The organism is Prevotella sp. P5-126 (genome assembly GCF_002251185.1).
Taxonomy (GTDB): domain Bacteria; phylum Bacteroidota; class Bacteroidia; order Bacteroidales; family Bacteroidaceae; genus Prevotella.
Window position 1 is genome coordinate 19,145 of the sequence record NZ_NPIZ01000054.1, and the last position, 13,807, is coordinate 32,951.

The following is a 13,807-nucleotide window of genomic DNA, read 5'->3' on the forward strand; positions in this document are numbered from 1 at the left end:
GTTTATAGTAGTGCTTATTTTCTTATTGTTGTTCTTCTAACGTTGTAGCTGTTTGTGATTGATCCGCCCAGTTTGGTAGCAATGGTATGGCAGATGTAGAGTCCCAATCCGGCACCTTGTTTGTTGGAATCGAGTTTGACGAATCTTTCAAACAACGTTTTATGATGTTTGTGGGCAATACCACATCCTGTATCGGTGACGCAGAAAGCGATACTGTCTGTTCCTTGGTCATTTTTTATCTTGCGACAATCCAAAAGGATACTTCCCTTCGTGGTATTCTTAATAGCGTTGGCAAGCATTTCATTGATGGCCTGTAAAGTGCGGTGACGGTCAGTCTCTATAGTGTCGGTGTCCTGCTATTGCCTTTTCGCATAGTTCGTTTACGTTGGTCTCTTCTATCTTCAAATACAGAATAGGTGTGTGGTATGTCGGCTCCTAATTGGTGAATGGCAGATCACCGCATAGTAAAAAATGTTATTTCCCCGCTTTAGCACATTCGGCACAGATGCCTTTTACGATATATTCCGCCTCTTCCATTACAAAGCCATCGGGTAGTGGAACATGGGGTATGCGTATGCTTGTCAGACAATAGGTGCGGTTGCATTTGCGACAGGTCAGATGAACATGGCCGTCACACTGTCGGGTATCGTCAAAATGGCAGACACAGTATTTCTGCATGCCCGTTCCATCGTCAATATCATGGAGCAGATGCACACTGGCAAAGAGGGTGAGTGTGCGAAACAGGGTGGAGCGATCAACTGTAGGCAGTGCCTTTTCAACATCTGCCAGACTAAAAGCATCACTGAAACCATGGCGTATGGTGCGCCATACCATCAAGCGTACGGCTGTGACACGGATGCCGGCATTGTCGAGTGACTGTTCGTCGGAGATTTCAAGGTGGTGCATACAGTTGTGATGAATAAAGAATAACGGAAGCCTAAGCTGTCAGCTGCTATGAAAATAGCTGTGACTCAGGCTTCCGTTTATAGAGTTATACTAAATGTTCGATAAGGTCTGCGCGTTCACCGGGCAGCATGTCAATGACCGGCAGTTCAACCATGGTGTAGCAACCGGGTTGCTGACGCATGGAGGCACGAGCCACATTGACCAATACCTGAGCAGTGAGCGCAGGGTTGTTGATGCTCATGTCGAATTCAAAACGCTGGTTCTGAGTCTTTCCACTTACACCTTTGCGCACAAGATGTACGCCATGACCCATATCGCGAACAGCATCCACTGATTCAACGGCAAAGACGTGTGTCTCATCGTTGGCAAAGTATGGATCGGCTTTAATGGCAGCTGTCACCTCATCAAGCTTGGCACCGTCTTCCAATTCTACATATACCATGCGGCGATGTATGCCCTCGCCCAAAGGAATAGTCATAGAGAGTGCATTCTTTACACCCGCTTTCGAACGAACGCATACAGAGTGTCCCATAGACATTCCTGGTCCGAAATTGGTATAGGTCAGACCTTTTGGTGCGAGGCTCTGCATGAGCGTACGTACGATAGAGTCTGATCCTGGATCCCATCCCGCAGCAATCACACTGACGGTACCGGTTTTCTTGTTAACCTCCATCAGTCTTTCGCGATAACCACGGATATTGGTATGTATATCAAACGAATCGACGGTGTTGATGCCCAGAGGCAGAATCTGCATGGCATGTTCTTCACATGATCGAGTAGGAGTGGCAAGAATGGCTACATCTACATCTTTCAGTTCCTTGATATCCTTGACCACAGGGTATGCAGCCAGTTCTGCGGGTTTGTTGTCTGCTCCGTTTCTGCGGACGATTCCTGCAATCTCGAAGTCTTCAGCGGCTTCAAGAGCTTCTACGGCGTATTTGCCGATGTTGCCGTAACCAACTACGGCAGCGCGAATTTTCTTCATGTTTGTATCTTGTTTTGAGTTGTCTTATTGTCTGTCTGTGTGCAAAATTACACTTTTTGCATGAGAATCGTTACAGTTTGGTGGAATATTTTCTTCTCTGACCTTCAATTCTGACAATTTGAAGATTTGTGGGCGTCTCACACAATAAATCGTCACCAACAAGCGTTATAACTATTGTATTAATACAAAATTATAAGTTATGATAGATTATATTAAAGGCGAACTGGCAGAGCTCAGTCCTGCCTCAGCCACTGTTGAGGCTGCCGGTGTGGGCTATGCCATGAGCATATCGCTCACCACGTATAGTGCGATACAGGGAAAGAACACCGTGAAACTCTATGTCTATGAGGCTATCCGCGAAGATGCTTATGTGCTCTATGGATTTTCAGGTAAGAAGGAGCGCGAGATGTTTCAACTGCTTATTACTGTTAGCGGTGTGGGGGCAAATACAGCCCGAATGGTGCTGTCATCGATGAGTGTGGCAGAATTGTGTGCTGCGATCTCCACCGGTGATGAGCAACTTATCAAGAGCATCAAGGGTATCGGACTGAAAACTGCCCAACGTATCATTGTTGATCTGAAAGATAAGATAGTAGCCTTGGGCATTGCCGACGAACTGCCTGCTGGCGGATCGGTAGCTGTCGCTGTTGATACTGCTGTCAAAGACGAAGCAGTGGCAGCCCTTACTATGTTGGGATTCTCGCCTGCTCCTACACAGAAAGTCGTGGTGCAGATATTGAAGGATCAGCCCGATGCGCCAGTGGAGCAGGTTGTGAAACTGGCATTAAAACAAATCAAATAAACAAAACAAGAAGCGATTGGCGTTTAGGGTAGGTCATATCGCCATGGTGATGCTGAGCATTGGTGCTTTTGCCATGGCTCAACAGCACAAGCAGGCACCGTTGGAAGTACCGACGGTGCCGTTGCCCGTTGTTGCCGACAGCGTGGTCGATAGTGTGGTAAAGCCCCGTTGGACTCCGCAGCGCACCGCCCCCAGGTTTGTTGCCGACCTCGACACCATCCCCCTTGACCTTCGTATGCCGCGCAATATTGCGCTCCAGGTGGACTATGACGACACCGCCAATACTTATGTTGTAGGCCAGAAGATGGGAGGGCGCTATCTGACTACTCCCCTGCTGATGTCCCCTGATGAGTATGGACAGTGGTCGCTCAAACGAAGGATGGGCACCTTCTTTCGCCAGAAGAATGCCGAAAATGTGGCAACCAAGGGGAAGAACAAGTTTGATTTTGCCGACATGCATTTTGATCTCGGTCCAGCCGACAAGATATTTGGTCCCGGTGGTGTGCGCATCAAGATGATGGGAACGGCAGAACTGAAACTGGGTGGCAATATCAAGAATATCGACAATCCGTCGTTGCCAGTACGCAATCGCCGAACAAAATCCATAGACTTTGACGAGAAGATCAACCTTAATGTGACGGGAAAGGTAGGTGATAAGTTGAATATGAACCTCAACTACAACACCGATGCCACCTTCGACTTCGATACCAAGAATATCAAGTTGCGTTATGAGGGAAAGGAAGATGAGATCATCAAACTCATTGAGGCAGGCAATATCACCTTCCCTTCGCAAAACTCACTGATCAAGGGTGCATCGAGCCTCTTCGGTGTACGTACCGATATGCAGTTTGGACGGTTGAAACTGCAGACCGTCTTTTCGCAGAAGAAATCATCAACCACCAGTGTCTCATCAAAGGGAGGCGTACAGCTGACACCTTTTGAAATCAATGTGGCAGATTATGAAGAGAATCGTCACTTCTTCCTTGCCCAGTATTTTCGTGAACACTATGATGCCGCCATGCAACAGTTGCCCAATCTCACTACAGGCATCCAGATTACAAGAGTGGAGGTGTGGGTGACCAACAAGACGGGTACTACCGCCAATACTCGCAATATCATAGCCCTTGCCGATCTTGGTGAGAGTCGTTCGACGCGCTGGGGCAGTGGCGGAACCGTTTCTTCTGTTCCTGCCAATACCGCCAATGGCGAATATCAAGCCATGACCACTGACTATGTCGCAGCACGTCAGTCGGAACAAACGACGACGGTGCTTGATGGAGTGCCTCAGTTTACGGGCGGTAGCGATTACGAGAAACTCTCTTCCGCCCGTCTGCTCAATAGTTCGGAATATACAGTCAACAGTGCCCTTGGCTATATATCGCTCCATACCACCTTACAACCCGATCAGGTGCTTGCCGTAGCTTTCGAATATACCTCAGGCGGTCGGGTTTACCAAGTGGGTGAATTCGCATCCGATCATACCAATACTTCAGAAGCAATATTCGTTAAATCGCTGAAGAATACCAGCAACCATCCGATGCAGCCCAACTGGCGGTTGATGATGAAGAATGTGTATTATCTGGCATCTCAGGTGGAGCGTACTAAGTTTCGTCTCGATATCAAGTATCAAAGCGATACTACTGGTGTATGGCTCAACTACATCCCCGTGCAGCAGGTTAAAGATACTCCCCTGTTGCGGGTATTGGGATGCGACCGTCTTGACAACAACAATCGCCCCAATAGTAATGGTTATTTCGATTATGTTGAGGACTACACCGTCGGCGACGGCCGTGTATTCCTGCCAGCAGTCGAACCCTTCGGCCAGACCTTGCGTCGCTATCTCACCTCTCATGGTGTCAGTGCCGATGAGGCTGAACGCTATGTGTTTGCCGAACTCTATGACACCACCCGAACGGCAGCACGGCAGATGGCAGAGAAGAATAAGTATATGCTTGTCGGTCAGTATCGGGGAACGTCAGCCAATGTCATCTCGCTCGGTGCCTATAATGTGCCGCAAGGGTCGGTGGTGGTGACTGCCGGCGGTGTGGTACTGACTGAAGGATCAGACTATAGTGTTGACTATGCTGTGGGTGAGGTGACCATTCTCAACCAGAACATTATCGATGCCGGCACCAATGTCAATGTATCGCTGGAGAGCGATACCGACTATGGCATGCAGCGCAAAACCATGTTAGGACTCAACTGGCAGTATGACGTCAGTAAGGCATTGCAGTTGGGCGGCACATTACAGTATCTGACCGAGCAACCGCTGACCTCGAAGGTGACCATGGGTAGCGAACCGCTGCGCAACATGTTGTGGGGACTCAACATCAACTGGCGACAGGAGAGTCAATGGCTCACCAATATGCTCAACCGTCTGCCCTTCCTCCATTGCACAAAACCCTCGCAACTCTCTTTTACTGGCGAGTTCGCCCAACTCTTGGCAGGTCAGGCAGGCGGCACGCAGAGCCATGCCTCGTATATTGATGATTTCGAGAATGCCAAAAACGGCATTGACGTCAGCGACCCCAAGGCATGGGTGATATCGAGCGTGCCGAGCATGTTTCCCGAACATGCCGACCGCGACTCAGTGACAAGTGGTTTCAACCGTGCCTTGCTGGCATGGTATAATATCGATCCTATCTTCACCTATCGCTCGTCGTCGCTCACCCCCAGCCATATCAAGAGCGACCTCCAGCAGTTGTCAAACCACTATGTGAGATCAGTCTATGTTAGCGAACTCTATCCCAACCGTCAGCAGAGCACTTACAGTGGTGTGACAGCCACGCTGCCCATCCTCGATTTGGCTTATTATCCCGAAGAGCGCGGAGCCTACAACCTCACTACCGACCTCACCGCCGATGGACACTTGCGCAATCCGCAACAGCGATGGGGAGGCATGATGCGCCGCCTGGATACCAATGATTTCGAAACCGCCAATATCGAATATGTGGAATTTTGGTTGCTCGACCCCTTTATCTATGCCGACCGCGATGGCGGTGCTGCTGATTACGGTGGCGACCTCTACATCAATCTTGGTGAGGTGAGTGAGGACGTCTTGCGCGACGGCAAGAAATTCTCGGAGAGCAATATGCCTGTTGACGGACAGGGATCGTTCATCCGTACAGCATGGGGTAAGGTGCCCCAGCAGCCGACAGAGACCTACGCCTTTGCCACAACAGCCGGAGCACGCCTCAAACAAGATGTGGGACTCAACGGACTGACTGATGAAGAGGAACGCTCCCAACCAGCGTATGTCCGCTTCTTGGAAGGTGTGCAGGTCAATGACAGTGTGCGTGCCGCCATCCATGCCGATCCCGCAAACGACAACTACCACTATTACCGTGGTCGCGATTATGATGAGCGCAAGACCTCCATCCTTGAACGCTATAAGCGAATCAACATGCCGCAAGGCAATTCGCCCGATTCCGACAGTCAGACCGAAGGCTATGATACCAGCTATAAGACCACGCCCGATGTGGAGGATATCAATCAGGACTATACGCTCAACGAATACGAACGCTATTACCAGTATCGTGTCAGCATACGCCCAGAGGATATGCGCCTGGGATATAACCATATCACCGACATTCGCGAGGCAACGGTGCCGCTGCGCAACGGAACGAGTGAAACCGTCCGGTGGTATCAGTTTCGCATTCCCCTCAGCCAGTATGACCAGCGGGTGGGCAATATCAACGACTTCACCAGCATCCGCTTCATGCGCATGTTTCTCACCCAGTTTCGCCGCCCGGTGGTGTTGCGCTTCGGTTCTCTCGATTTGGTGCGTGGCGAATGGCGCATCTATCAGCAGCCCCTGACCAATGGCGCGACTACAGGAACCATCGAGGTCAGTGCGGTGAATATTGAGGAAAACAACGACAAGCGTCCCGTCAACTATGTCTTGCCGCCAGGCATCAGTCGTGTTACCGACCCCTCCCAACCGCAACTCGTGGAAGACAACGAGCAGGCGATGAACCTCGTGGTGCGTAATCTCGCACCCGCCGAGTCGAAGGCGGTCTATAAGAACACCATGCTCGACCTGCGCCGGTACAGGCATCTGCAGATGTTTGTCCATGCCAACCACCTCATCGATGATGCCACAGACTTGCAACATGGCGATTTGGCAGTATTCGTGCGGTTGGGTAGCGATTATAAAAACAACTATTATGAGTACGAGATACCGCTGACGCTGACTCCCGATCGCAACGACTACAACAAATACAGCATCGACGATCGCAGGGCTGTGTGGCCAGAGGCTAATATGCTTGATGTCAACCTCTCCGCCTTTACCCGTCTCAAGCGACAGCGCAACAAGTCAAGGGCACAGGGTGGGACTGTGTTCACGCAAATCTACTCAGAGCCCGATGCCAGCCATACCGGTTGCACGGTAAGCATCCTCGGCAATCCGTCGCTCGGTGAGGTCAGAACGCTGATGATCGGTGTGCGCAACAAGTCGGGCACGCAAAAGTCGGGAGAGGTGTGGGTCAATGAGCTCCGTCTGCGCGACTTCAACGACAATGGAGGCTGGGCTGTGAGTGGCGCCATGAATATGCAACTCTCCGATGTGGGGACGGTCAATGTCAGTGGAAGGATGATGACCAGCGGATTTGGCGGACTCGAAGAGAGCGTGTTACAGCGCTCCACTGACGATTACAAGACCTATTCAGTCACCGCCAGTATCGAACTGGGACGCTTCTTCCCCGACAAAGCCAAGGTGTCGGCACCGCTATACTATTCGGTGACGAAAGAGGAAACCCGTCCGAAATACAATCCGCTCGATACTGACCTGACCCTCGACGAGGCACTCGATGCCGCAGCCAACAAGCAGGAGCGCGATTCCATCGAGCGTATCGCCGTCACCCGCACCACCAATACCAATCTGTCGCTGTCTAATGTGCGTGTCGGCATCCGTTCAAGAAAAGCCCCCATGCCCTACGACCCTGCCAATTTCTCGTTCTCCTACAGCCACTCCCACCGCCAGACCAGTGGCGAGACCACGGTCTATGAGAAGGAAGATCAGTGGCGTGGTGCTTTCAACTATGTCTATGAACCCGTGGTGAAGCCCTGGGTACCGTTCCGTAAGATCAAGGGCCGCTCCCAATGGACGCAATATCCCAGACAGTTAGGAGTGAACTGGCTACCGCAGAGCATCTCGTTCAATACCGAGATGCTGCGCAACTACTACGAACTGCAAGAGCGCGACATGGAGAGCATAGGCGGTCAACAGCTACCCCTAACCTTCAGTCAGCAGTTTCTGTGGAATCGCGAGTTTGCCGTACGCTGGGATCTCACCCAGCGCCTCCACCTCGATTTCCAGTCTGCCACCCACGCACAGATAGAAGAACCCTACACCCCCGTCAACAAAGACCTCTATCCCGAACAGTATCAGGCATGGAAAGACTCGGTATGGCAGAGCATCCGCCGCTTTGGCGAACCGCTCGACTATCAGCAGCGCTTCTCAGCTACCCTGCAGTGGCCACTCAGCCTGTTGCCCGTCTTCGACTGGGTGACCGGCACTGCCAAGTACGACGCCCACTATAGTTGGCTGCGCGGCACAGAACTCGACGACGGTACCAGTCTGGGACATACCATCACCACCAACCGGCAGGTCAGCCTCTCTGCCACATTCAATATGGAGACCCTCTATAACCACGTGCCCTTTCTGCGCCGCCTCAATCAGCAGCGTGCCAAATGGCAGACTGTCGGCAGACAGCCGACAGTGCGTGGCAGAACTGCGGCAAAGAGGTCGCAGCCGAAGAGCAGAGAAGAGCGCATCCTGCCCAAAAACCAAGGTACGTGGCAACGCGAAGTCAGACTGTCGGCAGACACCGTTACCATAGTGACCCACGACAAGGCCACGCGCCGACTCATTGTCACCGCACGCACTCGCGACGGGCGCACCTACCCCCTGCGCTATAAGTTGCTTGACCGCCGCCAGTTGCGCATCGACTCTCGCGACACCGCCACTATCCTGCTGTCGGTAGCCGAGCGCCCACCCTTAGACCGCCAGTGGTGGTATCGCTCCCTGCAGTCAGCCACCCAGGTACTCATGATGGTGCGCTCCGCCAGTCTCACCTATCGAGACGACTACTCGCTGTCGGTACCCGGCTTCCTTCCCACCATAGGTGATGTTTTCGGACAGCGAGGCGGCCATCTGATGGCACCTGGTCTCGCCTTCGCCTTCGGCACGGTAGATGATGCCTATGTCAGTCGAGCCCTCGACCGCGGATGGCTGCTCACAGCAGACAGCATCGCATCGCCAGCCACTGCCAACCACACCACCGACTTGCAGTTGCGCGCCGTGCTGGAACCCCTGCGCGGGTTGCGCATCGACCTCCATGCCAGTCGCACGCACACACGTGCGCGTACCATACAATATATGTATTCCGGCATGCCCACCACGCTGAGCGGATCATTCTCTATGACCACCCTGTCGCTCAAGTCGGCACTGGAATCCACGGGCAGTGCCACAGGCGGATACCGCTCCGCTTCGTTCAGCCGCTTCTGTCGGTCGCTCGAAGGCTATCGGCAGCGAGCCGCCGCGGCCTACGGTAGTGTGCCCGATGCCTATCATGCCACCGTCATGATACCCGCCTTCCTCTCCGCCTATACCAGCAGTGGAGGTAGTGGCAGCTTCTTCCCCTCGCTGGCATCGATGCTGCCCAATTGGACCGTACGCTATACGGGGCTCTCTGCGCTGTCATGGGTGGCAGACCATTTCAAGAGCATCACGCTGTCACACGCCTATCGGAGCATCTATGCCGTAGGTAGCTACTCCGCCACCAATGCTGCCACGCTTGCCGACTATAGTGTACCGACTGTCAGTCTGAACGAAGCTTTCTCGCCATTGCTCGGCATCGATGTGTCGCTGCACAACGACCTCAGTGTGAAACTCGAATACCGCACCACGCGCATTGTCAGCCTATCCACTACGAGTGTGCAGATCAACGAGAGCCGTTCCAACGACTGGGTGCTGGGCATGGCATATACCATCAGCGACTTCAACCTCTTCGGCACCGCCGGCAATCGTAGGGTGAGCCGCGCCCAGCGCAGCCAGCGCCAACAGCCCGACAGTCAGAAGAGTGTCAAGACAGGTGTCAACCACGACCTCTCGTTGCGTCTCGACCTCTCGTTGCGTCGTCAGGCATCCCTCTCTCGCGATATTGCTACCGCTACGAGTGCCGCCAACAGCGGCAATACCGCCCTCCGCCTGTCTTTTGTGGCAGACTATACTTTGTCGCGCCTGCTCACCCTCAGCGCCTACTACGATCGGCAGACCAACACCCCCTTGCTGTCATCAGCAAGCTATCCAACCACTACCCACGATTTCGGACTGTCGCTTAAAGTCAGTCTGTCGAGGTGAGGGCGAATGGCAACTCCGCTTTCGCGTACAGTTATTTTAGTTTTCAAGAAATTTCGACCACACGACCACGGATATTTGCAATGTTTTATCTGTTAGTGTCTTATGGTGTGGTCGAAAACCTAAATCATGGGATTACGACCACACTTCGACCACAGAATGGCGTAAGCATATCTGCGATGCTCATATCTATCCATAAAAATAACAATTGTCATTCAGAAATAAAACTGATCGGTATTTGGAAATAACGTTTAATAGAGGTCCTGTCCAATGTTTGATAAAGGTATTTTCAACGTTTGATAAAGGTGTTTTCAATGTTCGAAAAAGGTGTTATCCAACGTTTGACAATGGTGTTATCCAACGTTTGACAATGGTGTTATCTAACGTTTGACAATGGTATTGTCCAACGTTTGACAATGGTATTGTCTAACGTTGGATAAAAATATTATCAAGGTTTGAAAAAGCGCTGACAAACTCAAATACCCCACTTAGACATAGATATATATGCTTGTTCAGAGATTTATGATGCTGATAGATGGCAATCCGCGTGGTTGAAGAGCTGTTGAAGTGTGGTCGAAGCGGTGGTCGAAGTGTGGTCGAAATTTAAGGATTCGACCACCACTTAAAGTTCTAAACCACTGCGTGTTAGGTTGACGTGGTGGTCGAGTGGTCGAAATTTTTTGAAAACTAAAATAACTGTATCTGAAAGCGGTGCTGTTGATTCACCGCTCTCTTTCATCAACTAACCGAGGAACAACAGCGTGAATAGTCGTTTACCGACGACAGTCTTTCGTGTACGCGTATGTATCGCGCTGTGTATCATCAAGGTGCACAAAGTGCATTGCAGACTCGGTCTTGGAATCGTCGTGCGTTGCTGGTGTGCATGACACCTTGGTTGATGATGGAGAAACACAGGCGATGGTCGTTGGCAGCGGTGCAATAGCCAGCCAGTGCCGATACGCCTTCGAGTGTTCCGGTCTTTGCCTTGACATTGTCGGCGGCAAACGAGCCGCGCATGCGGTTGCGCAAGGTGCCATCGCTGCCCGCCACAGGGAGCGAGGGCAGAAGATGGAGATAGACCGTGCTGTTGCGGTAGGCATAGCGCAGGAGGCGCACCTCAAGGTCTGCAGAGAGATAGTTGTAGAGCGATAGTCCACTGCCGTCGGCTATGCGGTAGGGACGATGGCCCAGTCCTACCTTGGAAATCAACCGCTTGACAATGGCGGCGGCATCCTTGGCGCGCGCAGGGCGGTGGCCCTGATGGGCTGCCAACTGGTAGAACATGGCTTCGGCATAGAAATTGTCGCTCTGCTTCATCATGCGTAACAGTATCTGGTCGATGCTGTGGAAACGTGAACAGAGGTGGAAGGCGCTGTCGGGCAGTGTGCCGTCGGATATGCGCACATCGAGCACCACTCCGTCGTCAACGAGCTGGCGGATGAAGCGATCGACAAACTGCGTGTTGCGACCGATGGTCAGTGGCGACAGCGGCGGATTGTCGTCGTCCCAACACCATCCCTCGCCCAAGAGGTCGGCATCCTTCATGCTGCGGTCTGCCACGATGCTGCCGCGGATCGTGTCTACGCCCATGCGGCGGATACTCTCCACGAAGGCATTCATGTCGTCGATGTTGAAACGCGGATCGAAACCGCCCACGCAGTAGAGATCGCCCGTCAGGGTGTGGTCTTCTACCTTTCCGGTATAATAGAGTTGGGTGCGAAATTGGTAGGAGCCGCCCAACTTGTCGATGGCGGTGATGGCGGTGAGAAGCTTCATGGTCGATGCCGGACGCAACATCTGGTGCTCGTTCACCTTATATAATATAGAGTCGGCTGTCAGGTCATAGACCTCCAGACCCACAGTGCTGGTTTCAAACATAGGGTGGCGGAGCAGCGAGTCGAGGCGATACTGGATGTTCCGCGGCCATGGCAGTGCCACATCGATGGTATCGACCTGAAAGGTATCGGGCTCCTCTGTTTCCTGGGCAGAAGCAGCCACTGCTGCCCACAATAATAACAGTATAATCTTAATCTTACTCATAATATGGGTGCAAAATTACAAAATAATATGGTTTGATGGTCGATTTTCCATAAGAAATTAGTATTTTTGCACCAATATTATAACGAAACGTTATGGTTTATAAGTACGATTATCTCATAATAGGTGCAGGTGTGGCCGGTATGAGCTACGCCCTGAAGATAGCACGTGCCAATAAGGGACGCGTCTGTATGATTTGCAAAAGTTCGCTCGATGAGGCCAATACCTCGTTTGCGCAAGGTGGTGTTGCCTCTGTCACTAATCTGAAAGTGGATAACTTTGAAAAGCACATTGAAGATACAATGATAGCCGGCGACTACATCTCCGACCCTAAGGCCGTGGAACAAGTGGTGCGTAATGCACCGTCACAGATTGAAGAACTCGTCAACTGGGGAGTCAATTTCGACAAGAAAGACGGGCACTTTGACCTGCACCGCGAGGGAGGCCACTCTGAATTCCGTATTCTCCACCATGCCGACGATACCGGTGCGGAGATACAGCGAGGACTGATGGAGGCGGTGCGCAACAATCCGAACATCGATATCAAAGAGCACCATTTCGCCGTGGAGATCATCACCCAGCATCATCTTGGTGTGCGCGTCACCCGACGGTCACCACACATCCAGTGTTACGGAGCATACGTGCTCAATCCCGACACAGAGAAGGTAGATACCTATTTGGCGAAAATCACCGTGATGTGTACCGGTGGATGCGGAGCGGTATATCTCACCACGTCGAACCCCGTGATAGCCACTGGCGATGGTATCGCCATGGTCTATCGCGCCAAAGGTACGGTGGCAGATATGGAGTTCGTGCAGTTTCATCCCACCGTACTGCATAATCCGAAAGAGACACACCCTGCCTACCTCATCACCGAGGCGATGCGAGGCTATGGCGGCATACTGAAACTGCCCAACGGCGAGACCTTCATGGAGAAATACGACGAAAGGCTGTCGCTCGCACCACGTGACATCGTGGCACGCGCCATAGACAAGGAGATGAAGATACACGGACTGGACCACGTCTGTCTTGACGTGACCCATAAGTCCGCAGAAGAGACGCGCCACCATTTCCCCAATATCTATCAGAAGTGCCTGTCGATAGGTATCGACATCACCACCGACTACATCCCCGTGCGCCCTGCAGCACACTATATGTGTGGAGGCATCAAAGTAGATCTCAACGGACAGTCGAGCATTGAACGGCTCTATGCCCTTGGTGAGTGTTCATGCACCGGACTGCACGGCGGCAACCGACTGGCAAGCAACTCGCTCATCGAGGCGGTGGTCTATGCCGATGCCGCTGCCAGACACTCGCTGCAGCATATCGACGAATACGACTATAATACCAATGTGCCGGAGTGGAACGACGAGGGCACTATGACCAACGAAGAGAAAGTGCTCATCACGCAATCGGTCAAGGAAGTGACGCAGATCATGTCCAACTATGTGGGCATCGTGCGCTCTGACCTGCGCCTGCACCGGGCATGGGACCGACTCGACATGCTCTATGAGGAAACCGAACGGCTCTTCAAGCGCGTCAAGGCAAGTAGGGACATCTGCGAACTGCGCAACATGATCAATGTGGGATATCTCATCACACGATGGGCGTTGGAACGCAAGGAGTGCAGAGGTCTCCACTATACCACCGACTATCCGTTGCATGCCTACGACAAGAAATAATATGCAAATAATTTGCAGTATTCAAAATTTCTTGC

Annotated in this window: 7 protein-coding genes; 3 read left to right on the top strand and 4 right to left on the bottom strand. The window is 52.2% G+C overall.

The annotated features are described in order from the left end of the window. Positions 1–14 precede the first annotated feature (14 nt). From CIK90_RS06305 to CIK90_RS06315, 3 genes are all read right to left on the bottom strand, one after another. On the bottom strand, positions 15–341 hold the full coding sequence (locus tag CIK90_RS06305; protein WP_256387352.1) for an ATP-binding protein: 327 nt from the start codon (positions 339–341) through the stop codon (positions 15–17). A gap of 133 nt (positions 342–474) precedes the next feature. Further along, on the bottom strand, positions 475–906 hold the full coding sequence (locus tag CIK90_RS06310) for a Fur family transcriptional regulator (RefSeq protein ID WP_094391387.1): 432 nt from the start codon (positions 904–906) through the stop codon (positions 475–477). Positions 907–991: 85 nt separating this feature from the next. Continuing rightward, positions 992–1,891: a diaminopimelate dehydrogenase gene (locus tag CIK90_RS06315; RefSeq protein WP_094391386.1), complete on the bottom strand. Its 900-nt coding sequence runs from the start codon at positions 1,889–1,891 to the stop codon at positions 992–994. 199 nt (positions 1,892–2,090) lie between these two features. Between CIK90_RS06315 and ruvA the strand changes: the two genes are divergently transcribed. Beyond that, positions 2,091–2,693, top strand: coding sequence for a Holliday junction branch migration protein RuvA (ruvA, locus tag CIK90_RS06320; RefSeq protein WP_094464617.1), 603 nt, complete (start codon positions 2,091–2,093; stop codon positions 2,691–2,693). A gap of 49 nt (positions 2,694–2,742) precedes the next feature. Next, a complete protein-coding gene (gene sprA, locus CIK90_RS06325) occupies positions 2,743–10,056 on the top strand; it encodes a cell surface protein SprA (protein WP_371595954.1) in 7,314 nt (2,437 codons plus the stop codon). Positions 10,057–10,875: 819 nt separating this feature from the next. On the opposite strand, the gene dacB is transcribed toward sprA, so the two are convergent. Continuing rightward, entirely contained in the window at positions 10,876–12,093 is a 1,218-nt protein-coding gene (gene dacB, locus CIK90_RS06330; protein ID WP_094464619.1) for a D-alanyl-D-alanine carboxypeptidase/D-alanyl-D-alanine-endopeptidase, read from the bottom strand. Between the two features lie 92 nt (positions 12,094–12,185). Here dacB and nadB point away from each other — a divergent pair, with 92 nt between their 5' ends. Continuing rightward, complete coding sequence (gene nadB, locus CIK90_RS06335; protein ID WP_094464620.1) at positions 12,186–13,772, top strand: L-aspartate oxidase; 1,587 nt, start codon at positions 12,186–12,188, stop codon at positions 13,770–13,772. The last annotated feature ends 35 nt before the right edge of the window (positions 13,773–13,807 follow it).